We start from the raw sequence: 26,599 nt of genomic DNA on the forward strand, positions 1-26,599 counted from the left end.
TCATTAATATTGGGTTTAATCGTGTAACCTTAAGGAGCCAAAAAGGCAACGAAGCTTCTTACGCTTTCAATAGCGAAAAATTCTTAAAATGGTTTAAGGAAGTGTCTTTGAATGAAGTTGAGAATAATCACGCTGAAAAAAGCGGAGAGGATTTGTTGAAAGGCGTTAAAATCGTTACGAGCGGTCCGAGTGTCAAGGAAAGGACTACTGCTCCTAAAGAGAAAGAAAGCAAGTATAAATTGGACTTTGATTTCGCTGATGAAAATGAGGGTAATTTTCTTACCATTGCGGAGCTTTATGCTAACGAAAAAAGAGGCTCGAGACTTGGTGTGTTGTTCGCTCCTATGAGTTATAATGGTGGAGGGTTTCAAGCGAGTTTAATCATTTTACATGCGCTCTCTTATGCTTCAAGTTTTAAATACCATACTGATTTGGAGTTTAACGCTATGATTGAAAACCGAGACCCTGAAAATTGTATGTTTGATAGCTTTGACAATATGGGTATGGGAGATGTCTTTACTTTTTGTAAGGCGATGGAGATTTATGCTTTAAACTCTAAAAATGGGGATAAAAATGGTATCTCTTTGGAAGAGTGGGGGTGGCTTTTACCTAAAAATCAAAAAGAGGCGAAATTTGTTGCGCAACTCTTATGCGATGGGGGTATCAATAAATACGATTTAACATGTGCGGGTCTTACTGAAAATCTGTTAAAAGACAATCGTTGGTCTTATGGAATGAGAGATGAGTTTTATGATGATGAAGGGAATGTGATTGCGGAGGGTGATGAGGCAACTGCTCTTAAACTTAAAGGGGGAGAGGAGGAATAACCCCCCCCTTGTGGGGTCTCCTTTTTTTTAATCTCTTTTATTCTCTTTTTTCAATCTCTCTTTAATTTGTCCATTTAGTTGGAATGGCTTTAATCTTAAAACCCTATCTTTGCGCGTTATTTCGCATTCAAAAGGCGTTTTTCTTTAAATTCCTGGTATTCTTTGATCGCATAATTCACAAAAGGCTTGATCGCAATCCCGCCCCTAGAGGCAAAATCCCCATACACTTCCAAATACTTTGGCTCTAGCAATTGGGCTAAATCTAGTAAAATCGTATTGATACAGCTCTCATGAAAACTCCCATGGTTTCTGTAACTGAATAAATAGAGTTTTAAGGACTTGCTTTCTACCATTTTATCTTTAGGGATATAGCGGATATAAATCACGCCAAAATCCGGCTGGGAGGTGATTGGGCAAAGGCTTGTAAATTCCTTGCATTCTAGCGTGATTAGGGGGTCTAAATTGGGGTTTGGGTTAGGGAAAGCTTCTAATAACTGGCTGTTGTATTCAAAAATATAGGGCGTTTTAGCGCCTAAGGATTTGAGGTTTAGTTTAGGGGTCATTAATCTTTCCTTGATTTAAGTTATAATAAGGCTATTTTAACCCATTTTTTAGGAAACTCATGAACAAACGCATAGAAACGATTACGGCTTTATTAGATGAAAAAAAGGCTTTTGATATTACGCATATTGATTTGTCTCAAACCCCCTATTTGGTAGAAAATGTCATTATCGCTACCACGCTAGCGAATAAGCATGCCCTTTCTTTACTAGATGCGCTTAAAAACACCCTTAAGCCTTTGGGCGAAGTCTTTTACCAGATAGATGAGTCTAATGAAGAGTGGATCATTTTGGATTTGGGGGATTTGATGATCCATCTTTTCACCGAAGAATGCCGTAAAAAATTTGACTTGGAAGGGTTTTTGAACGCTTATAAAAGGGGGATTCCTTATCAAAACGCCTAAGAAACTCATCGCGCTTCTAGGGCCTAGCGGGAGCGGGAAAAGCGCTCTTTCTGTTGAATTAGCCCAAGAATTGGACGCTGAAATCTTTTCTTTGGATTCTTTGAGTATTTATAAAGACATTAACATCGCTTCGGCTAAACCGAGCCTGAAAGAGCGAAAAAATATCAAGCATTACGCCCTAGATCACCTTAATATTGATGAAAAAAATAATGCTCAGCTCTTTAAAACCCTTTTAGAGGACGCCATGAGAGTGTCTTCTAAAGAAATTTTACTCATTGTGGGGGGGAGCAGTTTTTACTTAAAATCCATTTTAGAAGGTTTGAGCAGCATGCCAAAAATGAGCGGTGAGGAGGTTGTAAAAATAGAGCGAGAAATCAGCACCCTAGCCAACCCTTATGCGTTTTTAAAATCCATTGACCCTACGATCGCTTTTAAAATCCATCCAAACGACACTTACCGCATCCATAAGGCGTTAGAAATCTTTTTTTCCACCCACACGCCCCCAAGCGAGTATTTTAAGGCTAACCCTAAAAAACCCTTTGAGCATGCCGTCTCATTATTCGCTCTTTATATTGAAAAAAGCACGCTTGCAAACAACATCAAACAGCGCACCAAAAACATGCTTGATGATGGTCTTATAGAAGAAATCAAAGCCCTTTATGCCAAATACCCTAAAGATTCACAGCCTTTTAAAGCCATAGGCGTTAAAGAGAGCGTTCTTTATTTAGAAAAACAACTCACTTTAAAGGAGCTAGAAGAAGCGATTATCTCTAACACCCTAAAATTAGCCAAGCGCCAAAACACTTTCAATAAAACCCAGTTCAATAACCTTTACACAGGGAGCGTTAAAGAAGTTAGGCATGCGATTTTAAACCACTCAAAAAGTGCTATTAAAGGATAACCTAATGGATACGCAAACTCCGCACAATCAAATTATCCCTATTTTTATGAGTTTTGATAAGAATTACGCGCTAGGGGCTAGCGTGAGCCTTTATTCTTTACTTTCACATGCGAGCAGGCACACAAGCACGATAGATTTTAGCCCTCTCAATCAAAACAACGAACTTTTAGGCGCTAACATCGTGTATAAAATCCATTGCTTGATTAAAGGGGTCACTTTAGAGCAGCAAAACAAGCTTTTAAAAACCCTTGAGCCTTTTAGAAAATTCGCTTCATTAGAGTTTATAGACATCAATTCGCTCGATCATTCCATAGAAAGCTATCTCAATGAGTCTTGCTCCAAGCGTTATGGCGGGCTTCTTGTTTTGTGCCGGCTCTTGCTCGCTTCACTCTTCCCTAATTATTCTAAAATCATTTCCATAGATGTGGATACGGTGTTTTTGGGCGATGTTGCAAGCGCTTATTTTGCACTAGATAACGACCCCACTAAATCACTTGGCATGGTGAGAGACACATTTTCTCACCTTCCTTTTGAAGCCTTTTGTGATTTTTGCAAGCGCGCTTGTAGGAATTTTAAAATGGATTTTTCACGCTTTAGCCCAAACGAATTGAAACGCATCCATCAAGGCTTTAACATGGGCTTTTTGGTGGCACATCTGGATCGGTGGCGTCAAGACGGGTTTGAAAAAACCGCTTTAGAGTTTTTGAAAACTAGGGGGAAAGACCTTTTCTACCCTGAGCAGTGTTTGGTTAATATGGTGTTTTGGAAGTGCGTTTTAGAATTGCCTATTTATTATAATTGCTATTCTGATTCTTTCAAAGAGCACTACCCTAAAAACATCATCATGCTCCATTTCATCAAATACAAGCCGTGGCGTTCTGTGAGTTCTTTAAACGGGCGTTTGATTTGCTATGAAGCTGAAGCGAGTTTTTGGCTCGCCAACCTTTTTTGCACCCCTTTTAAAAACGATTTTTTTAAAGAACGCCTTGAAATGGCTAAAGACCAACAAATGCAATCTTTTAAAACCCACATTCGATCAAAAACGATTAAGGATTATTTTTGTTTTAGGATAAAAAATATTTTGAAAAAAGTTTTCAAACCCACTTAAAGGACATTCATGGAAAAATTATTGAAGTTTTTAAAATTCTTTGCCAGTAGCGTAACTCTAGATGAAAAATTTTTAATGTTCCTTCTTTGCAACGCTCTTTCTAACGCTTACAAAAATAGCGATCTGTTTTCTTTCTCTAAAGGCTTTTTAGGCGCTTTTTTAATCGGGTTTGTGGTGTATTATGCCGCCACTCTGATCCCCAAAAGACCCTTGCAACGCTTGTTAGAATGGCTGTTTATAGGAAGCGGTATTATTTTTAGCGTGGCTGAAATTTTTACGCTCTTTATGTTTAAAATGCCTTTTTCCAAAGGCTTGATTGACACGCTTTTAGCCACAAACAGCTCTGAAACGATGGCGTTTATAAAAAGCTATAACAATTATTTGTTTTACTACGCTTTTATTTTGATCGCTTTGTTGATTATGATTAAAATCATTCGCTTTAGAGTGCTTGTGCCTGGTGTGATAGCGGGCGTTTTAGGGCTTTCTATCCTCACCATAGGAAGCGTTCACCATGTTAAATATCTCACGAGCAACGATGCCATTTTAAAAAGATCATTGTTTTCTCTCTCTTTAACTAGGGGGGTTTATTCCGCTTATTTGAGCTTGTTTGATCGCCAACAAGCCATAAAATTTTATAGCTTTTTAAATAACCTTTATTTACCAAGCGATTATCTTTCCAGCACGGGCGATGTTTCAAATGTCGTCTTAGTTATCGGCGAAAGCGCGAGCAGAAATTTCATGCAACTCTATGGCTATAACGTTTCTAATAACCCCTTATTGAGCCAACTCGCCAACGAGAGAGAGAGAGTAACAACCTGTTCGTGTTTTCTGACACGATAAGCAAAGAAGCCCACACCTCTGATGTCTTTGAAAGCCTGCTCAATTACAGCAACGCCGAAACGAATAAGCCTTGGTATCATTACCACAACATGATAGACATTTTCAAGCGATCCCATTATGAAACTTTTTGGCTAGAAAAACAAATCGTCGATGAATGGGGGATCACACAAAATCTAGTCTCTAATCGTTCTAAAAACCGCTACTATATTTTGGGAAACTATGGTGCATACGATGAAGAGCTGGTGAAATTTTATTCTAAAAATGTCCAACCCCAATTAAAAAGCAAGAATTTTATCGTGTTCCATTTGATTGGCTCTCATTCTTGGTATGCCGATCGTTTCCCTAAAAGTTTTGCCAAATTCAAACCAAGCGATTTGTCTTTTTCTAATTTGCATGCAATCAGCGATAGAGACAAGCAAATCGTTGCCGATTATGTCAATTCGCTTTATTATAACGACGCTGTTTTGAATGGGATTTTTAACCTCTTTAAAGATAAAGACGCTATTGTGTTTTATTTGAGCGACCATGCACAAGATATTTTTGAAAGCGGTCCTACTTATGGGCATAGATGCTCTAAAGCGGGCTTAGAAATCCCTTTTATGATTTATATAAGCGATATTTTTAAAGAAAAACACTCCGAGAAAGTGAAGTTGATTAAAAGCGCTTTAAACAAACCTTTCATGAGCGATGATTTAATCCATTCTCTTTTGCCTTTGGTGGGCATTCACACTAAAGATGAAATAGAGAGTAAAAACCTTTTTAGCCCCCAATTTGACGCCCAAAGAAAAAGGGCTGTTTGTTATGGCAGCATGGATTATGATAAGGTTAAATAATAATTAGGGGTAAGCTTGATTTCAAATAAAGCTTTCAACCCTACCTTAAAATTTTCACTTCTTCTTCTAAATAAATGCCGTATTCTTGCAACACTCTGGTTTTGGCTAGTTCTATCAAATCCAATGCTTCTTCAAATCCTGCACCCCCCAAATTCACCAAAAAATTCGCATGCTCTTTAGCAAAGCCCACTCTTTTTAGACAATAACCCCTTAAGCCCACGCCTTCTAAAAGCCTACCCGCATGATCGTTAGGCGGGTTTTTGAAACAGCTCCCAAAATTAGGCAATTTGGGGTGGCTTTTGCGCATGCTTTGACACGCTTTTAAAACTTCTTGTCTAAAGCCATGCGTTTTTTTAAACCTCGCCCTTAAGACAACGCCATTGAATTTGCTGCTGCGATAATCTAATCCTAGCGCTCCACTCCCTAGCCATTCATTATTAATGCAAGCGCTTTCTAAAACATTTTTGATTTCAAATTCTTTCATGCCAGCATTCATTTTAACTAACGCCCCTAAAGTGCCAGGCAATTGCCCTAAAAACTCCAAACCCCCTAAATCATTCGCCCTAAAATAATTAAAAATTTTAGACGAGTTGGCCGCTCCCCCTATTTCAACGCATTCGCCCTTATCGCAAATATAATCGTAGTTTGGGCCTAAAAGGGCGAGATTTTTCGCGCTAGGAGCGATTAAAAGGTTGTTCGCTAAACCGATAATTTGGTGTTCTTGAGAGATTTCATCATCGTTTTCTAAAATGCTCACTTTTAAAGGCGTGCCGATTTTCACGCTGCTGTAACGAGAAAAATCAATGGTTTTTTCTAGCATTTTCTAGCCTATGATTTTAGGAATGAGCTTGATTAAGGTTTTGGTGTAATCTAAAAGCATGTTAGTCATCCACGGCATGGTTAAAATCAACACCCCAATCACCGCTAAAATCTTAGGTACAAAAGACAAGGTCATTTCATTGATTTGAGTGGTCGCTTGAAAAATACTGACTAATAGCCCCACCACCAAGCCCGCTAGTAATACCGGTAAAGAAATCATCAAAGTGATTTTATAAGTCTCAATGGCGAGTTTCATGAGTTGTGATTCCATAACATTCCTTTTATCTTAAGATTTCTTCTAATTGCTGAAAGCTTTGTTCAAAAGGCTGCAAAGCGTTTTCATCTTGCGCTAAAAACTGCTCCATTAAAGCCTTTTTCTTAATCGCTTCATCAAGCTCTTTATCGTTCCCCATTTGATAAGAGCCGATGCGAATGAGCATTTCATTTTCTTTCAATAACGCATACAAACGGCGGAATTTTCTTGCGCAAAGGTTTTGAGACTCGCTGATGATGTCTTTAGCCACCCTTGATGCGGAATTTAAAATATTAATAGGCGGGTAGATCCCATAATCGGTCAATTCCCTGCTTAAGACAATATGCCCGTCTAAAATACTCCTGGCTTGATCGGCTATGGGATCGCTCAAATCATCGCCCTCTACTAGCACGCTAAAAAAAGCCGTGATGCTCCCCTTATTTTCTTCCTTGCCCGCCCTCTCCATTAATTGAGGCAATAAGGAAAGCGCGGATGGAGGGTAGCCTTTTGAAGTGGGTGGTTCGCCTAAGGCTAAACCGATCTCTCTTTGAGCCATAGCGAAACGAGTCACTGAATCCATGATGAATAACACATCTAGCCCTTGATTTTTAAAATACTCCGCCACGCTCATCGCGCAAAAGGCCCCGTATTTGCGCATTAAAGGGCTATCATCGCTCGTAGCGACCACTAGCACGCAAGAGCTTAAATCCCCTTTTAAGTTTTTCTCTATAAATTCAGGGATTTCTCTGCCCCTTTCCCCAATCAAAGCGATCACTTTAATGGGCGCTAAGCAACCCCTAGTGATCATGCCCATTAGCGTGGATTTACCCACCCCAGAGCCGGCAAAAATGCCCAGTTTTTGCCCCTTACCGCAAGTCAAAAGCCCATCAATGCTCTTCACTCCCACGCTAAAAACCTCATCAATCAAGCCTCTTTTTAAAGGGGCTATAGGCGTTGTAATCACAGGCGCTAATCGTTCATAATCCAATGCCCCCTTATTGTCAATGACTTGCCCTAAAGGGTTAAGCACCCTCCCTAAAAGATTACGGCCCACAGGGAAATTCAACCCCTCTTTTAAAAACAGCACCTTATCGCCAGCCCTAGCCCCCTCTATAAAATTAAAAGGCGTGAAACCGAATTGCTCTTTTTCTGCCACCACCACCATTCCCACGCATTCGCTGCCATCGCTTTTTTCAATCTTCACCACATCGCCCACAGACGGGTTAAAACCATCCGCATAAACGATATTGGGCATGATTTTTTTCACGCTCCCATAGCGAGGCGATAGATCAAAATGTTGATTCAAGCGGTTTTTTAAGGATTTTAGGGGCATTTAAAGCTCTTTAGTCCATAAGACTTCAGCGATTTGGCGCTCATTATTGATCCTATTCACATGCACGATCACATCAATCGCGCTCTTAAAATACGCCCGCATCAAATCCTTATCTAAAGAATGCGTATAACGCATGCTCAAATTCAGCGAAAGGGCTTCTAAAGTGTTTTGGGCACTATTAGCATGAATGGTTGAGAGCATGCCCTTATGCCCGGTGTTTCCTAAACGCAAAAAGAGCGCTGCATTCCTGGTGTCAATCTCGCCCACAATGAGCCTATCCGGGTTTAAACGCATGGCCATATTGAGAGCGTCTTCATAATTAAAGCGCGTGTTCTCTTGCTTGCCCACTAAAAGCCCTACGCAATTACTAAACGCTTTTAAATCCAATTCTTGGCTGTCTTCAACGCTCACCACCCTTTCATCTTTATTGACGCAATCTAAAAGAGCGTTTAATAGGCTTGTTTTACCGCTTGAAGTCTCCCCACTAATAAGAATGTTATGCCCTTTGAGCGCTAAATCTTTCAAACCTTTTGGATCGCTTGCTTTGAAAGTGAAATCGTCTAAACTCAAGGGCTTAAGCCTAGGCACACGGATATTGAGCGTGATTTGATTATTGGTAGTGATGCTGAAGTGATTCGCGCTCACCCTATAGCGCGTGAAAGGGATAGAGCAATTTAAAGTGGGGTGCTCTTCATCAAAAAACAACCCCCTAAAACTGGCCAATTGCTCGCAAAACCTCAGCAAAAACGCCTTATCAAAAAGCGCATGCCCTCTTTTTTCTCGGGTGTTATTGACTTTATAAAGCCAAAGTTCCTGCTCGGTGTTGATGATTAGCTCGGTGATCCCGCTTTCTAAAAAAGGGGTAAAATGACCGATTAGGGCTTGTAAAACTCTATGGGTTTGTAAAGTTTTCAAAAGCCCTATCCTTTTATCATCGCTCTTTTAAAACATGTTCGCAACGCTTGCAAGGGGTGTTTTCTAGCTCGCTTTTAAAACGCCAACACCTGGGGCATTTATAAAAAGGGGCTTTAAAGAGCGTGAATGCTGGCGTTTCGCTCAATTTTTCTTTTGCAATCCCTACAAAGCTTACCATCAGCAATTCTTCTACTAAATTTTCACGCAACGCTTTTTCTTTTACTTCAATAGCGCACTCCAACGAATTTTTGATCACGCCTTCTTTTTTCAATCGGTCTAACTCTTCATTAAAGGCAGAACGCAAGGCTAAAACGGCTTCAAAATTTTCTGGCTTTTTACATTCTTTAAGGTGGAGTTTTTCTAAAATATTAATGCCTTTCAAATCAAACACATCTTTAGCTTGCAAAAACGCGCAAAGCACCTGGCTATGCTCTAAAACTTCTTCAATCGTGTGCGTTAAAATCGGGGCTAAAAAGTAGCACAATTGGCTAGCTACAGCGAGTAAGACCATTTGAATGGCTTGGCGTTTTTCATTATTTTTGCTATCGCAATACAAGCTATCCTTACAAGCGTCTAAATAAATCCCGCTCAATTCATTGGTAACAAACGCCATTAAAATATTCAAGCCCTTCACCAAATCATGCTCTTCAAACGCGCTATTGACTCCAGCGCTTATGGTTTCTAAAGCCTCTAATATAAAATGATCTAAAGGGCTGAAGCTATGGGAGCGTTCTAAATTCTTAAGATCCATATCGCTAAAATTGGCGAGTAAGAATTTTAGGGTGTTGCGGAATTTTTTATAATGCTGTTCTGTTTGAGTGAAAAAGGTTTGAGAGACCCTCAAATCGTTTTGATAGTCATTAAACGCTACCCACAAACGCACCACATCGCTCCCATGCGTTTTGAGCAGCTTGTCCAAAGACACCACATTGCCTTTAGATTTACTCATTTTCTCGCCCTTTTCATCTACAATGAAGCCATGCGTAATGACCTTTTTAAAAGGGGCTTGATTATTTAAAACACAACCGATTAAAAGCGAGCTTTGAAACCACCCCCTATGCTGATCGCTCCCTTCTAAGATCACATCGCTAGGACTTTGCCCCTTTGCTCCATGATAGTCTTCTAAAACCGCCTTAAAGGTGCTACCGCTATCAAACCACACGTCTAAAATGTGCATGACTTTTTCGTAATGCTTGGCGTCCTCTTGATAGCTAGGGGGCAATAAATCTTTCACGCTAGACTCCCACCACACATCACAGCCTTTTTTCTCAAAAAGATTCGCCACATGCTCTAAAACTTCGCTTTCAAAACAAGGCTTATTCGTGCGTTTGTCTATGAAAAAGGCCAGTGGCACGCCCCATTTTCTTTGTCGGCTCAAGCACCAATCAGGGCGGTTTTCTATCATGGTTTTTAGGCGGTTTTTCCCGCTGCTTGGCACAAATTCCACCTTTTCAATCGTATCTAAAGCCACTTCTCTTAAGGTTTTTTGAGAGCCATCATTTTGAATAAAAGGCTCATCCATTAAAATAAACCATTGCGTGGTCGCTCTGTAAATCACAGGCTTGTGCGTCCTCCAGCAATGCGGGTAGGAATGTTCAATCTCTTGCTCTAGCAATAAAGAATCGCCCAATTGCTCTATAATGCGTTTTTGAGCCTTAAAAACATGCTCGCCCAGATAGCTTTCATCTAATAATTTCTTATGGATAATGCCCTCATCATAGCAACCTTTTTCATCTACAGACATTAACACTTCTAAATTATATCTTAAGCCTAAATAGTAGTCCTCTTCACCATGCCCGGGAGCGGTATGCACGGCTCCTGTGCCATCTTCTAAACCGACATGCTCTCCTAGAGTGATTAGGGAATCTCTTTGGTTTAAAGGATTGGTGGCCTTCAAATATTCTAAATCATTGGAATTGAATTCATGCGTGATCGCATTATCCACCACCCCTAAAGCGGCTAATTTTTCATGCAAGGCTTTAGCGACTAAATAGCCTTTTTGGGTGAGCGCATAAAGGGCGTCTTTTTTCAAAGCGATCGCTTCATTCGCATACAAAGTCCAGGGCGTGGTCGTCCAAATCACTAAGCTCGCTTTTTTGACTTTTAACTTTTCTAAACTCTCCTTTTTCAAACCAAACGCCACGAAAATAGAGGGCGATTTTTTCATCTTGTATTCCACTTCAGCTTCCGCTAAAGCGCTCTCGCATGCATAACTCCAATAAATAGGCTTGTGGCGCTCTTTCAAAAGCCCTTTTTTAGCCACTTCCACTAAGGCCCTATAAATGCTCGCTTCAAATTTAAAATCCATGGTTTTATAAGGATCTTCAAAATCCCCCAAAACGCCTAATTGCAAAAACTCGTTCTTTTGGATTTCTAAAAATTTCTTCGCATGATCTCGGCACTTTTCTCTAAACAGCGTGGGGTTTTCCAGGCTCGTTTTTTCTTTTTCTAATCGCTCTAAAATTTGCTGCTCAATGGGCAAGCCATGGCAATCCCAACCGGGCGTGTAATAGATTTTCTTCCCTTTAAAATATTCTCTTTTAACGACAATGTCTTTTAAAATTTTATTTAAGGCATGCCCTAAATGCAAATGCCCGTTCGCATAAGGCGGCCCGTCATGCAAAGTGAAATCCCCATGGTTATCTTTCCTATTCTGCATGCGTTTAAACGCTTGTTGCTCTTGCCATTTAGCGTAAGTCTTAGGCTCATTAACGCTCAAATTCCCTTTCATAGAAAAGGTGGTTGTGTTTAAGTTTAGGGTGTCTTTGTATTCTTTCATTGATTGATCCTTGGTCTTTTATTGATCTTTTATTATGACTCTTTTGTTTTAGGAGCGATATAAAGATGCGTGTCTTTTCGTGGCACATTTTTTAAAGTGGGGATTTGTAAAATCGTGTATTCTTCTATCCCTTTTAAATAGTGCAAGCTAATCATATCGCCTATTTTCACTTCTTTACTAGCCTTAGCGCAACTCCCATTGAGCCACACCGCCCCCACGCTGCACATATCTGTCGCTAAAACGCGCCGCTTCACTAAACCCACTGATTGTAAAAATTTGTCTATTCGCATGCGTTTATTTTACCCTATTCTTTAAGTTTTTATCCATAACTTATAAGGGTTTTAGTTTTAGCATGTTAGCATTCAGCCACCACTCTTTTTAAGGAATTTGTTTGAAGTTTCAAATTGTGAGTTTGTTAGCCGCTCTTTTATTAGCCTCTTGCTTGCCCCCTAAAGGCCATCATTCTGGTTTGGTGAATCTTTATATCGCTCATCAAGGCCAAAGCGTGCGCACTTATTGGCGCAAAGTGGATAGAGAAGTTGTCGCCAAACACAATGAAGCGCTTGAAAAAAACCCTAAAGCAAAGCTCAAAGACCCTAGAGGGCCTTTGTTCATGCTTGGGAGTGAGCGCTTCATGCTTTTATGGAAAAACCGCTATACTTTAGCCAAAGTCCAATCGTTCAAGCTAGAGCCTGGGTTTTATTACTTGGATTCTTTTAGCGTGGAAACTCAAAAAGGCATCTTGCAGAGCGCCCCCGGCTATTCATACACCAAAAATGGCTATGATTTCAAAAACAACCGCCCCTTTTTCCTGGCCTTTGAAGTCAAACCTGACAGCAAGATTGTTCTCCCTAGCGTGGAATTGAGCCTGATTAAAACCCCTAGAGGCTTTTTAGGGGTGTTTTTATTTGACAATAACGAAAAGGGGGCTAATACCCAATGGATTGAGGGGAGCTTGAATTTAAAGCTTAAAAATGAAACAAAGCCAAATAACGCTTGGTCTTTACATAGCGAGTGAAAAAGCGACTTGATTCAATTGACTGAATAAATTTGAGAGAAAATAAAATTGAAACGCTAGAGACAAGTCAAGTTGCCCCTAGCCACACCGATATTACTCGTGATGCCCGTGGCAGCAACCTTCTTCTTGATGATGACTATCGCTAGTGCTGCAACAACCTTCTTCATGATGAGAGCTGTGGTGGTGATGGTGGTGTTCACCGCCATGATAGTGGTGGTGGTGTGTGTGGTGGTGATGGTGGTGGTGCCCGCCGTGTTGTTCTTCATGGTGTGCCATGATGACTCCTTTGATTAAAAATTTAAATTCTAGCTCACTGGCTAGAATTCTATTCTACAATATAAAATCTAATTAATTGTTAATGAAAGGAATTTTAACGCTAATTTTTAATCCATATCCCCTAAATTTTGGATTATCGCTTGATTAAAACCAACACCCCCCATTAGAAAAAAACAAACACCACAAAAAAGAGTTTTTAAATTTGTTGGGAGAGTTTTTTCTCCCTCAATTGCCCGCAAGCCGCTTCAATATCCAAAGCTTTAGACTCTCTAATGGTGCATAATAAGCCTTTAGAGTTTAAAAAATCCGCAAACATTCTAGCGCTCTCTAAGCTGGGGCGCTCAAATTTAGAGCCTTCATGCGGGTTGAATAAAATCAAATTCACTTTGGATTTAATGCCGTTTAAAAGTTTTAAAAGTTTTTTAGCGCAGTCTAGGCTATCGTTTAAATTTTTGATCAAAAGGTATTCAAACATCACTCTTTTGCGTTGCTCTAAAGGCCATTTCCTCACTTCATTCAAAACGCATTCAATGTTGTATTTTTTATTCAAGGGCATTAAAGATGAGCGCGTTTTGTCATCTACGGCGTGTAAAGATATGGCTAATTGCACGCCTAAATTTTTGCCCGCTAGAATAGGGATTTTATCGGCTACGCCACTAGTGGAAATGGTGATTCTTTTAGGTGAAATTTGCATGCCGGTATTAAAAATCTCAACCGCTTTACACACCTCATCTAAATTGTTCAAAGGCTCGCCCATTCCCATAAAAACAATGTTGAGTGCTTTTTCAATGGGGAGATTATTGTCTTCTTTAATGAGTAGGGCTTGCTGGATAATTTCGCTCGCTTTTAAATTCCTTACAAAACCGCCTTTTTGAGTGAAACAAAACGAGCAACCCACTTGACAGCCTATTTGACAAGACACGCATACGGTGTATTTTTCTCCCTCTAAAATAGCGTTCGTCTCTTCGTCAATCTTTTTATCCTTCATTTTCAACAACACCGCTTCAAAAGTATGGTTGTCTCTTAAAGATTTAAAAAGGTATTTTTTAGAGCCATCAACGCTCTCCCTCACATGCGTGATTTCTATCGTGCGCAAAGTAAATTCTCGCTCCAAATAAGCGATAAAATCTTTTGAAAAATTATTTTGCATGTCTTTAAAGCTTGTTTTATACTTCGCATAGAGCCACAAATAAAGCTGTTTAGCCCTAAAACTCGGTTTTAAAAACTGGCCCAATTCCTTTAGAGTGAAATCATAAATGCTCGCTTTCATGCTTTAAGCCCTAATTCTAAAAGTTGGTGCAAGTGCAAGACCCCTAAAACCTTATTATAATCATCCACGCACACTAAAAGCTGGATCTTATGGTGCTCTAAAAATTCTAACGCTTCTAAAAGAAGAGCGTCCAAATTCTTAAAGCTTTTAGGCTTTAAAGTGGCAAAATGCCTCACTTCGCTCTCCAAGCTAAGCCCTTTTAATAGCGCCCTACGGACATCGCCATCGCTTAACACCCCCACAAGCTCGTTAGCTTCATTGACTAAAATCGCGCTGCCCAAGCGTTTTTCACTCATTTCTATGAGCGCGTCTTTAAAACTTGTGCTAGGAAGAATTAGGGGGAGATTCGTGGTTTGCAGTAAGTCTTTAACCTTGACAAAAAGTTTTTTGCCTAAAAGCCCGCCCGGATGAAAGGAGGCAAAATCTTCTTGGCTAAAGTTTTTCGCTCGCATCAAGCATGCCATTAAAACATCGCCTAACGCCAGAGTTAGGGTGGTAGAAGTCGTTGGAGCGGTGTTGATCGGGCAAGCTTCTTTTGTGATTTTCAAGCTCAAATAATAATCGCCAAGTTTAGAGAGCGAACTATTAGGGCTTTTAGTGAAAGTGATGATTTTATGGCTTAAACGTTTTAAATGGCTCACCAGATTCAATAATTCTAAAGACTCGCCCCCATAGCTAATCATTAAAACCACATCGTTTTTTTCCACCATGCCCAAATCCCCATGCATGGCTTCTGTAGGGTGTAAAAACGCGCTCCTGTTACCGGTGCTTAGCATAGAAGCAGCGATTTTTTGCGCCACTAAAGCGCTCTTGCCCACGCCCACTATCACAAGCTTACCCCCTTTTTCTTGGCTTTTTAAAATGAGCTTGACAACCGCTTCTAAATCGTTAGGTTCTTGGAATTGCTTAACGCTTTCTAAAAGCGCGCTCGCTTCATCTCTTAAGACTTGCGCGGCGATAGCGTTGTAATCAAGTGGCATGGACATGACAAATGATAGCCGGGTATTTTCTAAACTTTTTAAAGAGCGCTTTTCTGATGAAATTACGGGTGTGATCTTCTAATTTTTTAGGGTTATTCAAAATTTCGGCGTTGCTGGATTTTAATAACACCTCTAATCCCCCTTGAATTTCTTTAATCAAATGCTTTTCATCTTTAAAGCCCACAAGCCCTAAACTAGAAAATTGAGAGCTTTCTAAAAGCGCTTGTTTGTTTTTATTCACAAAAATTGTAGCCACAAACACCCCCAAGCTAGCGACTTCTTCTCTTTGTTGCACGATGCTTGTATCAATACTCAAATTGCTTTGGTTATCCACATAGCTTTTACCGCTTTTAATCGTGCCGACTTTTTTGATGAACGCAGGGCCAACTTCCACCTGATCACCATCTTCCATTAAATAGATATTTTTTTCAGGCACCCCGCAAGAAATAGCGGTTTGCTTGTGGCGCGCGACATGGTTGTATTCCCCATGCACGGGTAAGAAAAACTTGGGCTTAATGAGTCTTAACATGAGCTTTTGCTCTTCTTGGGCGGCATGCCCGCTCACATGGATATTGTCAAATTCTTGATAAGCCACTTTAGCTTCTTTTTTGATTAAAAAATTCAATACCGCTGAAACGCTCGCTTCATTGCCAGGAATGGCTTTAGCGGAGATGATGACTAAATCGTTGGGTTTGATAGAAATGTGGCGGTGTTCATCAGTCGCCATGCGATAAAGCGCGCTCATGGTTTCGCCTTGTGAGCCGGTCGTTACGATTAAGACTTCATTATCCGGGTATTTAGCGACTTCATTGGCTTCAATAAAAGATTGATAAGGTAAATGGATATAGCCTAATTCTCTGGCGATGTCTAGGTTTTTTTCCATAGAGCGCCCGATCACAGCGATCTTGCGGTTGTATTTAATGCCGTATTGTATGGCTTGATAGACCCGGTGGATATTGCTAGAGAATGTGCTCATAATCACCCTCCCTTGCGCTTCTTTAAAAAGGGTATCAAAAGCCGGCGCTATGGTGCTTTCACTCGGCGTGGTTCCGGATTTATGGGAGTTGGTGGAATCGCTTAAAAGAAGCATCACCCCCTTTTCGCCATAGTGCGCTAAACGATACAAATCAGTGGGCAGATTATCCACTGGGGTGTGATCGATTTTAAAATCGCCGGTGTGGATGATGGTTCCGGCTTTAGTTTGGATCGCTAAAGCGCTGCTGTCAATAATAGAATGCGTGATGTGGATCCATTCAATGATAAATTCGCCCACGCTAATGGGGCAGCGCTTTTCTACGATTTTAAAATACGAGCGGTATTTTTTCAAACCATGTTCATCAAACTTGCTCCCAATCAGCCCCAAACTCAAAGGCGTGCCATAAAGGGGGAATTGCAGCTCTTTAAACAAATAAGGCGTGGCCCCTATGTGATCTTCATGGGCATGGGTGATGATAATACCAGCGATTTTGTCCTTGATTTGGTGCAAGTAGGAAAAATCCGGGATTAAAATATCCACGCCAAAAAGCCCTTCTTTAGGGAAGCTCATGCCCGCATCAATCACGATCGCACTTTTTGGGGTTTCAATGACCATCATGTTCCCCCCAATCTCGCCCAAGCCCCCTAAAGGCGTGATTTTAACGCTCGCTTTAGAGTTTAGATTCATCTTATAATGCGGGTTTAAATGCTCCACTTGGATCTTGTTATTCGCTTCAACGCCCCTTTTTAACTCCTTATGGAAGCCTAAAGTCCCTCTCTCATTCACATGCAAAATTTCCGTAACGCCCTCTACTTTGTTGTTATCCAATTCTTCTTGGGCGTAATTTCTAGTCTTTTGGGGGGCATGTTTAGCTTTGTGGTGGTGGTTTGGTTTTTTGTTGGGGCGATGCTCTTTTTTATGGTGTGAAGGCGCTTCATGGTGTGAAGACTCTCCGGTTTTTTGCGCGTTTTCTCTAAAACGCTTTTTGCGGTTGGTGAAGCGCTCAAACGCTCCGGCTCGCGCCTCATGATGAGCTTTTGGGTTTTCACTGCTGTTTTCATTGTTTTCATAATGGTTGTTATCAGTCATAACGATTATTCCTTTCAATTTTTTAAAAAGACATTAGCCTTTTAAAAGGTAATTTAAGAGCTTGAGATAATCTTTTATCTCAGACGCCCTCACGCTTGTTGGTTGGTTTTCTAACGCTAAAAAATCTAACACCTTATCAAGCTTTTCTCTATAAGAAACGCTTTTTTTAAGATTGTTTGAAAGCGTCTTCCTGGGAGATGAGAAACAGGCTTTCAAAAAATCTTCTAATGTTTCAAACCCTTTTTGTAGGGCTTCTTCAAAAAATGGTGCTTGGGCTAATGAAGCTAACGCCTTTTCTTTCAGCGGCTCTTTAATCACTTCAAACACGCTAGAAAACACCTTTGGAGGCGGGCTAAACGCGCTAGGCGGCACATCAAACAAAAGGGTAGCGTTCCCTATCGTGTGCGCTAAAACGCTTAAAGCGTTCTGTGAATCTTTAGTGCAAAATTTGAACGCCACTTCCTTTTGCGTCATCACCAATAAACCCCTGCATTTAGGGTCTTTGAGCACGTTTAAAACAAGCCTGGTAGCGATATAATAAGGCAAATTAGAAATCAAAAAATAAGGCTCTTCTTCTTTTAAAAAAAGAGCGTCTTTTTCCACTAATTCTAAGGCAAAAGGCTTTTTTTGTGCCTTTAATCTCGCTCGCATTTTCTCGCACAAATTGCTATCTATCTCATAAGTCTTTAAAGGATAGCGATCCAACAGCTTAAGAGTCAAATCCCCTAGCCCCACGCCGATTTCAATTAGCTTTAATGGGTTTAAGGGAGGCAAAGCATTAACAATCCTGTCTAAAAACGATTCGTCCGTTAAAAAATGCTGTCCTAAAGACTTTTTAGCTACTACCATAAGAAGCGCTTCTAAAACTCCTCATATTATACCTTAAAAAGGGGATTTGTCTTTCCTTTTTAATGCAACTTTTTTATTATAGCTTTTTTCATTCAAAGATGTTGGTAGTTTTGACAATAGGAGCGCTTAAATTAACACTCGTGGCGCTCGTATTAAAAATTAGTATTAAAATCTTTTTCGTTAATAATTGGTTAGATTTTGCATTATAAAATGAAATCCTAGCTAATGAGCTAGAATTTAAATTTCAATTAAAGGAGTCATCATGGCACACCATGAACAACAACACCAAGTGCAACAACACCAAGTGCAACAACAGCAACAACAACAGGCTAACAGCCAACACCACCACCACCATCACCACGCACACCACCACCATTATTATGGCGGCGAACACCATCACCATAACGCACAACAACACGCCGAACAACAAGCAGAGCAACAAGCTCAACAACAGCAACAACAACAAGCACACCAACAACAACAAAAAGCACAACAACAAAACCAACAATATTGATTGGGGCGTTTGTGGGGGCGGCCTTAGGGCTACTCCTAGCTTTTAGCTCTTTTGATCCAGTAAATCTATCAATTCAAACCAACCCTTTTAATTCCATTAGATTTTTAAACTTTTAAAATCTCTCTTTTGATGCTTGTCAAATGGCTCTGTTTTCTGTCCAATAAAGATAAGCTTATTCATTGAGTGGTCATAATGGGGCGTAAAACTTTGTCTTGCGTATTTGGTGCGATCTAGGGGTGTTTTTAAGGGGGTTTGTTGTAAAATCTCATCACGCCCCATAGTTGCGATATGGGGCAAATCCTATGTCAAAAGGAGCATGCCATGAAACACAAAAGTGGCAAACGCTCTTGGAAAACATTATACTTTGAGTTTGCTTTTTTGGGGCTTAAAGTGATCGTTTCTGTGAAACGCTGATTTTCTAAGAGCGTTCCCTTAAGCCTAAAGGCTTAAGGGTTTCCTTGTGAAGCGGGTTTGTCCTTGACTTTGGGGCGTTGGTCATTTTGTTGTAAAACTTATTTTCTTTAGGGGATAGAAATAATTCTCCCCTCTATAAAACTAAATCCTCTCATGGAGTGCTTTTAAAAAATACCGCTTACTTTAGCTTTTTGATTATTTGTCTTAAAAACTACTCCCTTAAAAACCCGTATTCATAGACTTTAGGCTGTATTTCTTTGGCGAGATCTTTTAGGGCGTCTTGCAAGTTAGCGTAAAGCTGTTTGTAATATTCATCTTTAGCTTTAGCGGGTAAATTTAATTTGCCTTGCACATTACGGCCTTGAAAAAATTCTTTGATGTCATAAAGGCTTGCATTAGCGTTATAGGGGCGGTTTGTGAAATCTTGTGTGTGGTAATAACGATAGATCTCTTTGCCAGCGTCAAACACCCTTGAAGCACTCAGGCTGAATTTTAGGGGCTTGTTTTCTTTTTTGTCGTTTAAAAAGAGAGTATCGCTCTCCTCCTTTATCCCACCTTTTAAAAAGTCTAATAAAGCGTGGCTAGAATATCTTTCTTTAGACTCGACTTCTTCTTCATCAAAGGGTATGAAGTGGTTTGTCCCTTGAGTGCTGGTAATACGGTTTTGTGTGTGAAAAAGCATGAAAGCAAGAGCGTTGTTTTTAAATTCGTTATCATCTTGCCATGTATCGTTGTAGGGGGCGTAAAACTGATCCCTATCGTTTTGCCATGTGGCTTTGATGCAATGGCGGATGGAGAAAAATACAGACACCAACAAAATTGTAGTTGCAATGATTGGAAAATATTTTACATGCGATTGTTGTGATTTGTCAATAACGCTAATATGGACTAAATTTTGATGTTGAAAACTATTGCGACCAGGATCTAAATAACCAAAAATAGTGTCTCTTTTTGTTGGCTGACACTTTTGTAAATAGTCTGCTAAAAATGGAACCTTATTGAACGAGCGTATATTTTTATACCCCAAAAATCCGCCAAGCGAGTCAAACACTTCCAAATTGATTGCGTTGGTTGGTTTTAAGGGGGGGGTAGCGGTATCCCACACCAAAAAGCCAATAGGGAATTGCCCTTTCACATTATCAAAGCTATCCGCTGGCACCATAAACCCCTCTAAAAATTTGGCTTTAAAGACTTCTCTGAATTTTTTAAAGTTGCTAGAATTAAGGTATTTGAGATTTGAAAAACTCGCCATGATACAGCCGTTCAATTCCATATAAATGCGCATGAAAAATTGAATGAAAAGTTCGTTAGCCCCAGACCCTAAAAGATTTTTATAGGTTTCATGAGTTTTATTGTTTCTTGCGACTTTGGCTTTGTGTTCGCCTGTGCCACTCATTTTAGCCTTGTTGCCCGCTTCCGCATACGGCGGGTTGATGTAAATGATGAGCTTTTTTCGTTTCTCTTTGTCGTTTAAGATTTCTTGCAAGCTTTTTGGCGTTTTATCGCTGAAAAAATTATCGTTTAAAAAGTCAAATTGGAAAACATGATTTTCTAGTAATTTCAAGTGGTTTTTTGCAACCAGATCTTTAACGATTGCCACATCGTTATGATCTAAAGTGGATAGATACAAATTAGCCTTATTCAATAAGCCCCTAAGCAAATTCCCAGTCCCCCCAGTGCAATCCCAAATGATATAATCTTCTTGATAATCTTGCCCCAAAGCTTTAGCTAAATATTCTTGACTCTTTTCTACCCAGATTTTAGGGGTAAAAAACGCCCCTTTTCTTTCTCTCACATCGCTTGGCACTAACAAATCGCGCCGCTCTAAAATAGAGGCTTGAAATTCTAATTTAGGAGGCCTTTCATAAACGCTCCAAAATTCTTGATGGGCTTGTTGGTTATCTGTGAAATCAACTTTCGTAATTCCCTCTAACCCCAATTTATTCAGTGCATTCGAACCCCATTTCAATTCATAGTGGCTAGATCTTAAAATCGTGCGTAATTTCTCAATAATGGTTTTATCGCCATCGCTGAGCAAATCCGCTAAATAATAGTCTGCATCTAAAATCCCTTCGGCTTTGGCTAGCTCCCAATCTATTTTGATGGTGGGTTTGACAATTTCAAGCCACTTTTGATAGATCGTAAAGAAATTGTTTTTATCAATTTGGATTTTGTTGAGTAGATGGCTAGAGTTTAAATTATTTTCAATAAATTCTTTGCATTCTTGGCTTTGGGTTTTAAAGTCAAAAACCAATTTATGGGATTTACACATGGCTTTAACGCATCTAAAAGCATGTTTAAAACCTTCTGTGTTGTGGTTGCTTGGGGTGATAGAAAAATCTATATCGCTTTTATAAAAAAAGCTTGTGATCGTGTCATCAAAGGCGATAAATTCTATTTTAAAAGCGTTAAAAGCGCACAAATAAGGTGGCGTGTGGTGGGTATAAAGCCTGTGCTTGCCTATGGTTAAAAGAAGTTGCGTGAAAGCTTTGTCCAAATCATCAAAATCGCCCCTTTTAGCTTCGCCCCATAAAATGGGTAAGGTGGCGTTAGAATGCTTATAGCTTAACATGAAATCTATTTTATCCCCGCTATAAAGGAATTTTTTATCCTTAAAGAACTCGGCTTTGATCTGGCTTTTTAGGGGTTCTTCATTGAGATTGCTAAAATCTAAAAGCATTCAAAACACCACCGTTTTATTTTCATGCACAAAGACTCTGTCTTCTAAAACGAGTTTTAAAGCCCTAGCCAAAACCAGTTTTTCTATATCCTTACCCGCTAGGCGCATTTTTCCCACGCTGTAATTGTGGTTAATGGGCAGAGTGTCTTGTAAAATAATCGGCCCGGCATCAAGGCTTTCATTCACAAAATGCGCCGTGGCCCCGATGACTTTCACGCCCCTTTCAAACGCTTGCTGGTAAGGGTTAGCCCCGATGAATGCGGGCAAGAAACTATGATGGATATTGAGAATCTGATTTTCATAGCGCTTCGTAAAATCATGGCTTAAAATGCGCATGTATTTGGCTAAAACGAGCAGATCCGCGCTCACTTTGTGTTTTAATTCCAGGTTTTTAATGATCGCTAAAACTTCTTTTTCATGCAAAATTTGATCGATACAAGGCGCATGAAAATAAGGGATGTCAAATTTTTCCACTAAAGGGCGTAAAACCTCGTGATTAGAAATAACGCCTAAAATTTGAGCGTTCAATTCTCCCCCATACACCCTTAAAAGCAAATCCCCTAAGCAATGGCTCTCTTTAGTAGCGAGTAAAATAATGTTTTTTTTATGCGTTAAAATGACTTCAATCAACAGTTCGCTAAAGTTTTCTAGGGCTTTAAAAAGAGCGGTTTTTAAGGATCGCTCTTCTTGCTCTTTAATTTCAGTATTCAAGGGCTTCATTTCTTTTTGGATTTTTAGCCGCATGAAAAAGCGTTGTTTTAAGGGATCAACAAATTCATCGTTTTTGACGATGTTATAGCCCTTGTTAGCGATCGTGGTGCTTATCGCACTCACCAAGCCTTTAGAGTCTCTAGCTTGAATTTTTAAAATAAATTCTAACATCTTTATCTCATTAATAATTGATAGCCAAAGGCTTGCGTGATGATATTACTCGCTGATTGCGTGGCTTTTTCAATGAAGCGCTCCATAGGGCTTTTTTCTAGCCAATAAGCTTTTTTAACCTTACTCAATTCCATTAAGCGGTTTTGTGCTTGCTTGATCGTGCTGATTTTATCAATGAGTTTTAATTTTAGAGCCTTTTGAGCGCTAAAGACCTTCCCTTCAGCAAAATCCTTATAATCCTTAGCGTCTACTTTCCTAGCTTTTGCGACATCATCTACAAACATCTGGTATTGCTCATTGACTAAATTTTGCAAAAATTCTTTTTCATTAGGTTTCCATGCTCTGGTGAAAGTGCCTATTTCTTTATATTCGCCCGCATGCACGCCTTGAGTGGCCACGCCGACTTTATTGAGCAAATTTTCCACATTCGCGCCTGAAAAAATCACCCCAATGGATCCTATCAAACTCGCTTTAGAGGCATAAACTTCGCTCGCTTGCATGCCCGCATAATAACTCCCGCTCGCCATAATCCCCCTCGCATACGCTAAAACGGGCATTTTTTGCTTCAAATCAGCGATTTTTTCGCTCAATTCCACGCTCGCTGACACCGCCCCACCAGGAGAGTCAATCAAAAGTAAAACGCCCTTAATGCTAGGAATTTTTAAGATTTTATCCACTTCTTTGTCAAAATCCTCCGCACTAAAAATCGCCCCATTTAAATAGAGTTTAGCGAGATTGGGCGGGGCGCTTGGCGCGCTTTCTTTAGCGCTAAAAAAAACTAATACAATGAGTAACAGCACAAACGATTTGAAATACTTCGTAATAAAATCTAAAGGCACGATGATTAAAGCCTTAAAGATTTTTTGAATGAAACTCCACATGCGGTTTTCCTAGACTTAAAAATTTGACCATAAGAGTGTATTATACTTCAAATGTTTTAAGGATTAAATCATGGCGTGTAAATTTTGCCCTAAGATCAGAAAAACAGATTGGATTTTTATTTTAATCGCTGCTTTAGGCTTTTATGCAGTCAATAAACTAGAGTATACGCCCAAATTCACCCCCACTTCAAAGCCTTCACACTCTCTTCCACCCCCTATTGAAAAGCCTAATAATATGACCGAAGAAGAAAGGAAAAAGCGTTTTATAGAGCTGCAAAAAGCATGCTTGCTCCATAAAGACAAAAAGGCGTGCGAAGAAGTTTTTTAGATTGCCTTTATTGTTTTTGTGCTTTTAAGGTCTGCCGCTTGTAAGTTTTTCGCTTTTTTGTTTGCAAAAAGGCTTTTTTTAGCGGTGGTTTTTAGTTATTCTAACACCCCCCAACACCCCAAAATTCAAGCACTCTTAAGCTAAGTCTAAGTCTACTATAATCAAAGGATTTTAAAGGGAACTTAAAATCGTATGTATAAAGGTTTGAGAATTTCATAAAAATATTAAGGAAAATATATCATAAAAGCTTTTAGGGTTGATTTAGATAACAGCAAAAATCAAAGTATCTTAAAACCTAGCGCACGCTATTCTAACAACCAAGTCCATCAAATTAATGAAGCGGCCAAAAAGATTGACGAACTCATTGACAAACTCATTCAAAACGCCCCATATTCTAACGATGGCATCGTTTTAAACCACGATAAAATTAAAGAAGCCTTTTTTAGCCCCTTACAAGAGCGATTGAATAAAACTAAGATTTTTCTTTCTCATTCGCATATTGATATGAAAAATAATGATTTTTTAGGCGTTAAAAATATCAAGTCCTTTTTAGAACCAACCGATGGTTCTAATTTAATATTTATAGACTCTCTCTTTTGGGATTATAAAAATGATATTCTAAAAGAAATAAAAAAACATCATATTGATGTTAGCAAGATTGAAGACGCTTTCACGCTCATTCTCAGAGAGTCTTTAGAATATATGATCAAAAAATGCCCTTACTTCGTGTTTTTTACAAAGCAAGAATAGTGTTTCTCTTAATCAAGATCTATTAGGTATCACTTATTCCGCATGGATTTATGAAGAATTAAAAATCGCTCATTCTATTAGTAGCGAGAGTCGCTTAACTATAGTGATGGAGAGCTTTCAAGTTAGTCATGATATATCGCTATTTTTAAAAAGTTTTGAGACCATAACCCTTAAAAAACTATCGCAACAAATCAATTCATAGGAGCAAGCATGTTTTTTAAAACTTATCAAAAATTACTAGGCGCGAGCTGTTTGGCGTTGTATTTAGTGGGCTGTGGGAGTGATAGTAGCGAACCATTGGTTGAGGTTGAAAAAAATAGCTTCAATTCTACCGTGAAAATCATTTCTAAAACCGATAACATAGAAATCCAAGACTTGAAGCTCAATCGTGGGAATTGCGAGCATGATCAAAATTTCTTGGTAAAGTTAATACAAGAAACAGCCAATGCATACCTGTTTGTATCAGAAAAAGAAAAAGCGATTAAAAACCACCAAGCAAAAATCGCAAGACTTCAAAAAGATTTAGAAGAACTCACACAGCATGTGCAACAATCCAATAATCTTGATAAATTGTTAGAAAATGAAGGACTATTCGTTAGTGGCCATGATTATAAATATACAAAAGATGATAACCCAATATATGTTGCTAAGAGGATACTTGATAACTATAACTATCAATATGAACCAAGTAAAGAACCACCAAATGAGAAACTATGGAATGTTCTAGACAATATAATAGGTGCTATTGAAGACACTAAAAACCCCAAAGACTACCCTTATATCAACCTTAAAGAACTCAAAAAATTACTATATAGTTTTGCTGTTGATAATCATGGCAATTCAGCCGATGGCTTTTGGGTTAAAGTTGAAAAGGAAGGTTTTAATGACTATAATTTGTATGTGTCAAAAAAAGGTCTCCAAGGCCTTGCTAAACTAAAATCCATGTGGCCTAGCGTAGGGAAATTTTATTTCGCTTATTTGAAAGAAGCTATCCCAAGGCATGCCAAAGAATATACTGATAAGCAGATTAGCCCTGAAGAAAAATCTATCAAAGCCAATCAAGTCAAACTCACTGAAGCGACGCAAAATATTGACAAAATGGAAAAAATCATTAAAAATCTAGAAAGCAAGAAAAACACAATGGCAGTGGATTTAAAATTTGGAGAAACTTTCACAGCAAACTATGAGTGTCAAAATCTCATAGAGGTTGGAGTCAAAACCAACAAAGGCGCTTGGACTTTTAACTTTAAGAGATAAATATCAAACATGGACAATAGCACAGACAGAGCAAAAATCCTTATAGAAGAGCTTAAAATCTTACAAGGCGTTATCAACAGAATAGTGCAAAATTCTTTGGAGTGCAAGAAATGGACACTCGCACTCGCTGTGGGTGTCTTATCCCTTAAAATAGAAGCGATTTCTAATTCTTATGGGTTATGCATTTTAGGGGTGCTACTTCTATGTTTTTGGTTTTTAGACGCTTATTATCTCATGCAAGAAAAATTATTCAGGAAGCAATACCAATGGCTGATAGAAAACAGACTTAAAACCGATGAAAGGCTGTTTGAAATGCTTCCTGCTCATCAAACTTGCCAGCGTGCGTTATACTTACGCACCATGCGTTCGCCTAGCCTTTTCCCCTATTGGGTGTTAGCTCTTTGTTTGGTGGGCTATGGTTTTTGTTTTTAATTCTGTTTTAATGAAGTACTGGCTATAAAATAACTTGACTTCAATCAAACGATAACTTTTAAAGCGTTTTAAGATTTAGGGTATCGCAAAATAACCCCCACCCCCTTATGAATTTCACTATAATTATAAAACTTCAAACTATAAAAATAAGGCTTTAAACACCAATACTTGATAAGAACAGAGTTTTCAAATCCAAACGCATTCAATCATAATCAAACAAAATCAAGCGATTAAAATCATTAAACATTAAACAACAAGAAGCAATAAATCTAAACAAAAGAATTAAGAAAGCTCAACGCTAAATCCAACACAAGCAAACTAAACACATTAAACATTAAATATAAAAACACTAACAACTAAAAATATAAGCATTAAGAAATAACAAACAATAAGCAAGCAAATATTAAACAAAACCAAATAAAAACAAAGGA

General features: G+C 39.1%; 25 protein-coding genes and 3 pseudogenes. 13 read left to right on the top strand and 15 right to left on the bottom strand.

Annotated elements, in window-relative coordinates:
• Positions 1-827, top strand: an 827-nt coding sequence (locus tag FIM44_RS07570) for a hypothetical protein (RefSeq protein ID WP_140579613.1), incomplete at its 5' end; no start/stop codon positions are given.
• 116 nt (positions 828-943) lie between these two features.
• Here FIM44_RS07570 and queF read toward each other — a convergent pair.
• On the bottom strand, positions 944-1,390 hold the full coding sequence (queF, locus tag FIM44_RS07575) for a preQ(1) synthase (protein ID WP_140579614.1): 447 nt from the start codon (positions 1,388-1,390) through the stop codon (positions 944-946).
• A gap of 59 nt (positions 1,391-1,449) precedes the next feature.
• Between queF and rsfS the strand changes: the two genes are divergently transcribed.
• From rsfS to FIM44_RS07600, 5 genes are read left to right on the top strand one after another with little or no spacing between them, the layout of a single operon-like run.
• A complete protein-coding gene (gene rsfS, locus FIM44_RS07580) occupies positions 1,450-1,791 on the top strand; it encodes a ribosome silencing factor (RefSeq protein ID WP_140579615.1) in 342 nt (113 codons plus the stop codon).
• Positions 1,792-1,798: 7 nt separating this feature from the next.
• Positions 1,799-2,692, top strand: a complete 894-nt coding sequence (gene miaA, locus FIM44_RS07585; protein WP_140579616.1) for a tRNA (adenosine(37)-N6)-dimethylallyltransferase MiaA — start codon at positions 1,799-1,801, stop codon at positions 2,690-2,692.
• A gap of 4 nt (positions 2,693-2,696) precedes the next feature.
• Entirely contained in the window at positions 2,697-3,800 is a 1,104-nt protein-coding gene (locus FIM44_RS07590) for a glycosyltransferase family 8 protein (protein WP_140579617.1), read from the top strand.
• A gap of 9 nt (positions 3,801-3,809) precedes the next feature.
• Positions 3,810-4,640, top strand: a complete 831-nt coding sequence (locus tag FIM44_RS07595) for a sulfatase-like hydrolase/transferase (RefSeq protein ID WP_140579618.1) — start codon at positions 3,810-3,812, stop codon at positions 4,638-4,640.
• Entirely contained in the window at positions 4,622-5,473 is an 852-nt protein-coding gene (locus tag FIM44_RS07600; RefSeq protein ID WP_140579619.1) for a phosphoethanolamine transferase, read from the top strand. The genes FIM44_RS07595 and FIM44_RS07600 overlap by 19 nt, the downstream gene beginning before the upstream one ends.
• Positions 5,474-5,513: 40 nt before the next feature.
• On the opposite strand, the gene FIM44_RS07605 is transcribed toward FIM44_RS07600, so the two are convergent.
• The 6 genes from FIM44_RS07605 to FIM44_RS07630 are packed head-to-tail and all read right to left on the bottom strand — an operon-like array spanning position 5,514 to position 11,862.
• Positions 5,514-6,293, bottom strand: a complete 780-nt coding sequence (locus tag FIM44_RS07605; RefSeq protein ID WP_120928184.1) for a UDP-N-acetylmuramate dehydrogenase — start codon at positions 6,291-6,293, stop codon at positions 5,514-5,516.
• Between the two features lie 3 nt (positions 6,294-6,296).
• Positions 6,297-6,563 (bottom strand): flagellar biosynthesis protein FliQ, encoded by a 267-nt coding sequence (fliQ, locus tag FIM44_RS07610; RefSeq protein ID WP_000445741.1) that lies wholly within the window; start codon positions 6,561-6,563, stop codon positions 6,297-6,299.
• Positions 6,564-6,573: 10 nt separating this feature from the next.
• Positions 6,574-7,878, bottom strand: coding sequence for a flagellar protein export ATPase FliI (gene fliI / locus FIM44_RS07615; protein WP_001128712.1), 1,305 nt, complete (start codon positions 7,876-7,878; stop codon positions 6,574-6,576).
• A complete protein-coding gene (locus FIM44_RS07620) occupies positions 7,879-8,793 on the bottom strand; it encodes a CpaF/VirB11 family protein (RefSeq protein ID WP_140579620.1) in 915 nt (304 codons plus the stop codon). It lies immediately after the preceding gene.
• Between the two features lie 16 nt (positions 8,794-8,809).
• On the bottom strand, positions 8,810-11,572 hold the full coding sequence (gene ileS, locus FIM44_RS07625) for an isoleucine--tRNA ligase (RefSeq protein ID WP_140579621.1): 2,763 nt from the start codon (positions 11,570-11,572) through the stop codon (positions 8,810-8,812).
• Positions 11,573-11,604: 32 nt separating this feature from the next.
• Positions 11,605-11,862, bottom strand: coding sequence for an RNA-binding S4 domain-containing protein (locus FIM44_RS07630; protein WP_140579622.1), 258 nt, complete (start codon positions 11,860-11,862; stop codon positions 11,605-11,607).
• A 101-nt stretch (positions 11,863-11,963) separates the two neighbouring features.
• On the opposite strand from FIM44_RS07630, the gene FIM44_RS07635 reads away from it, so the two are divergent.
• Positions 11,964-12,590: a hypothetical protein gene (locus FIM44_RS07635; protein ID WP_140579623.1), complete on the top strand. Its 627-nt coding sequence runs from the start codon at positions 11,964-11,966 to the stop codon at positions 12,588-12,590.
• A gap of 156 nt (positions 12,591-12,746) precedes the next feature.
• Here the strand turns inward: FIM44_RS07635 and FIM44_RS08930 are convergent.
• The 5 genes and pseudogenes from FIM44_RS08930 to rsmA form a co-directional block, all read right to left on the bottom strand.
• Positions 12,747-12,866: pseudogene (locus tag FIM44_RS08930) on the bottom strand (hypothetical protein); the annotation flags it as partial.
• 196 nt (positions 12,867-13,062) lie between these two features.
• Positions 13,063-14,136: a dual-specificity RNA methyltransferase RlmN gene (gene rlmN / locus FIM44_RS07645; protein WP_140579624.1), complete on the bottom strand. Its 1,074-nt coding sequence runs from the start codon at positions 14,134-14,136 to the stop codon at positions 13,063-13,065.
• A complete protein-coding gene (locus tag FIM44_RS07650) occupies positions 14,133-15,122 on the bottom strand; it encodes a KpsF/GutQ family sugar-phosphate isomerase (RefSeq protein ID WP_140579625.1) in 990 nt (329 codons plus the stop codon). The genes rlmN and FIM44_RS07650 overlap by 4 nt, the downstream gene beginning before the upstream one ends.
• Positions 15,106-17,181 (bottom strand): ribonuclease J, encoded by a 2,076-nt coding sequence (locus tag FIM44_RS07655; RefSeq protein WP_140579626.1) that lies wholly within the window; start codon positions 17,179-17,181, stop codon positions 15,106-15,108. Before FIM44_RS07655 ends, FIM44_RS07650 begins: the two co-directional genes overlap by 17 nt.
• Before the next feature lie 33 nt (positions 17,182-17,214).
• On the bottom strand, positions 17,215-18,030 hold the full coding sequence (gene rsmA, locus FIM44_RS07660) for a 16S rRNA (adenine(1518)-N(6)/adenine(1519)-N(6))-dimethyltransferase RsmA (RefSeq protein WP_140579627.1): 816 nt from the start codon (positions 18,028-18,030) through the stop codon (positions 17,215-17,217).
• 322 nt (positions 18,031-18,352) lie between these two features.
• Between rsmA and hpnL the strand changes: the two are divergent.
• Together hpnL and aapA3 are read left to right on the top strand one after the other, a co-directional pair.
• Positions 18,353-18,544: pseudogene (hpnL, locus tag FIM44_RS07665) on the top strand (nickel-binding protein HpnL); the annotation flags it as partial.
• A 321-nt stretch (positions 18,545-18,865) separates the two neighbouring features.
• Positions 18,866-18,958: a type I toxin-antitoxin system toxin AapA3 gene (gene aapA3 / locus FIM44_RS08960; protein ID WP_000681134.1), complete on the top strand. Its 93-nt coding sequence runs from the start codon at positions 18,866-18,868 to the stop codon at positions 18,956-18,958.
• Between the two features lie 211 nt (positions 18,959-19,169).
• Here the strand turns inward: aapA3 and FIM44_RS07675 are convergent, their stop codons facing one another.
• From FIM44_RS07675 to sppA, 3 genes are read right to left on the bottom strand one after another with little or no spacing between them, the layout of a single operon-like run.
• Positions 19,170-21,638, bottom strand: coding sequence for a hypothetical protein (locus FIM44_RS07675; RefSeq protein ID WP_194148721.1), 2,469 nt, complete (start codon positions 21,636-21,638; stop codon positions 19,170-19,172).
• Positions 21,639-22,520 (bottom strand): formyltetrahydrofolate deformylase, encoded by an 882-nt coding sequence (purU, locus tag FIM44_RS07680; protein ID WP_140579630.1) that lies wholly within the window; start codon positions 22,518-22,520, stop codon positions 21,639-21,641.
• A 2-nt stretch (positions 22,521-22,522) separates the two neighbouring features.
• Positions 22,523-23,401 carry a signal peptide peptidase SppA gene (gene sppA, locus FIM44_RS07685; RefSeq protein WP_140579631.1) on the bottom strand — a complete coding sequence of 293 codons (879 nt, stop codon included), beginning with the start codon at positions 23,399-23,401 and terminating at the stop codon, positions 22,523-22,525.
• A gap of 70 nt (positions 23,402-23,471) precedes the next feature.
• Here sppA and FIM44_RS07690 point away from each other — a divergent pair, with 70 nt between their 5' ends.
• The 4 genes and pseudogenes from FIM44_RS07690 to FIM44_RS07705 all read left to right on the top strand — a co-directional run bounded on the left by FIM44_RS07690 (position 23,472) and on the right by FIM44_RS07705 (position 26,168).
• Complete coding sequence (locus FIM44_RS07690) at positions 23,472-23,729, top strand: valine--tRNA ligase (protein WP_140579632.1); 258 nt, start codon at positions 23,472-23,474, stop codon at positions 23,727-23,729.
• 285 nt (positions 23,730-24,014) lie between these two features.
• Positions 24,015-24,681, top strand: a pseudogene (locus tag FIM44_RS07695) (TIR domain protein).
• 8 nt (positions 24,682-24,689) lie between these two features.
• Complete coding sequence (locus FIM44_RS07700) at positions 24,690-25,736, top strand: hypothetical protein (RefSeq protein WP_100974549.1); 1,047 nt, start codon at positions 24,690-24,692, stop codon at positions 25,734-25,736.
• Between the two features lie 9 nt (positions 25,737-25,745).
• Complete coding sequence (locus FIM44_RS07705) at positions 25,746-26,168, top strand: hypothetical protein (protein WP_100974550.1); 423 nt, start codon at positions 25,746-25,748, stop codon at positions 26,166-26,168.
• The last annotated feature ends 431 nt before the right edge of the window (positions 26,169-26,599 follow it).

It is taken from the genome of Helicobacter pylori, assembly GCF_006440215.1.
Taxonomy (GTDB): Bacteria; Campylobacterota; Campylobacteria; order Campylobacterales; family Helicobacteraceae; genus Helicobacter; species Helicobacter pylori_CS.

What these genes read in the sequence shown, in the direction of transcription:
- queF (WP_140579614.1), bottom strand. Translation starts at nt 1,390, where the DNA reads ATGACCCCTAAACTAAACCTCAAATCCTTAGGCGCTAAAACGCCCTAT.
- rlmN (WP_140579624.1), bottom strand. Translation starts at nt 14,136, where the DNA reads ATGAAAGCGAGCATTTATGATTTCACTCTAAAGGAATTGGGCCAGTTT.
- FIM44_RS07705 (WP_100974550.1), top strand. Translation starts at nt 25,746, where the DNA reads ATGGACAATAGCACAGACAGAGCAAAAATCCTTATAGAAGAGCTTAAA.
- FIM44_RS07650 (WP_140579625.1), bottom strand. Translation starts at nt 15,122, where the DNA reads ATGTCCATGCCACTTGATTACAACGCTATCGCCGCGCAAGTCTTAAGA.
- sppA (WP_140579631.1), bottom strand. Translation starts at nt 23,401, where the DNA reads ATGTGGAGTTTCATTCAAAAAATCTTTAAGGCTTTAATCATCGTGCCT.
- FIM44_RS07700 (WP_100974549.1), top strand. Translation starts at nt 24,690, where the DNA reads ATGTTTTTTAAAACTTATCAAAAATTACTAGGCGCGAGCTGTTTGGCG.
- fliQ (WP_000445741.1), bottom strand. Translation starts at nt 6,563, where the DNA reads ATGGAATCACAACTCATGAAACTCGCCATTGAGACTTATAAAATCACT.
- FIM44_RS07605 (WP_120928184.1), bottom strand. Translation starts at nt 6,293, where the DNA reads ATGCTAGAAAAAACCATTGATTTTTCTCGTTACAGCAGCGTGAAAATC.
- FIM44_RS07630 (WP_140579622.1), bottom strand. Translation starts at nt 11,862, where the DNA reads ATGCGAATAGACAAATTTTTACAATCAGTGGGTTTAGTGAAGCGGCGC.
- rsmA (WP_140579627.1), bottom strand. Translation starts at nt 18,030, where the DNA reads ATGGTAGTAGCTAAAAAGTCTTTAGGACAGCATTTTTTAACGGACGAA.
- aapA3 (WP_000681134.1), top strand. Translation starts at nt 18,866, where the DNA reads ATGAAACACAAAAGTGGCAAACGCTCTTGGAAAACATTATACTTTGAG.
- ileS (WP_140579621.1), bottom strand. Translation starts at nt 11,572, where the DNA reads ATGAAAGAATACAAAGACACCCTAAACTTAAACACAACCACCTTTTCT.
- FIM44_RS07690 (WP_140579632.1), top strand. Translation starts at nt 23,472, where the DNA reads ATGGCGTGTAAATTTTGCCCTAAGATCAGAAAAACAGATTGGATTTTT.
- rsfS (WP_140579615.1), top strand. Translation starts at nt 1,450, where the DNA reads ATGAACAAACGCATAGAAACGATTACGGCTTTATTAGATGAAAAAAAG.
- FIM44_RS07655 (WP_140579626.1), bottom strand. Translation starts at nt 17,181, where the DNA reads ATGACTGATAACAACCATTATGAAAACAATGAAAACAGCAGTGAAAAC.
- FIM44_RS07590 (WP_140579617.1), top strand. Translation starts at nt 2,697, where the DNA reads ATGGATACGCAAACTCCGCACAATCAAATTATCCCTATTTTTATGAGT.
- fliI (WP_001128712.1), bottom strand. Translation starts at nt 7,878, where the DNA reads ATGCCCCTAAAATCCTTAAAAAACCGCTTGAATCAACATTTTGATCTA.
- FIM44_RS07675 (WP_194148721.1), bottom strand. Translation starts at nt 21,638, where the DNA reads ATGCTTTTAGATTTTAGCAATCTCAATGAAGAACCCCTAAAAAGCCAG.
- FIM44_RS07595 (WP_140579618.1), top strand. Translation starts at nt 3,810, where the DNA reads ATGGAAAAATTATTGAAGTTTTTAAAATTCTTTGCCAGTAGCGTAACT.
- purU (WP_140579630.1), bottom strand. Translation starts at nt 22,520, where the DNA reads ATGTTAGAATTTATTTTAAAAATTCAAGCTAGAGACTCTAAAGGCTTG.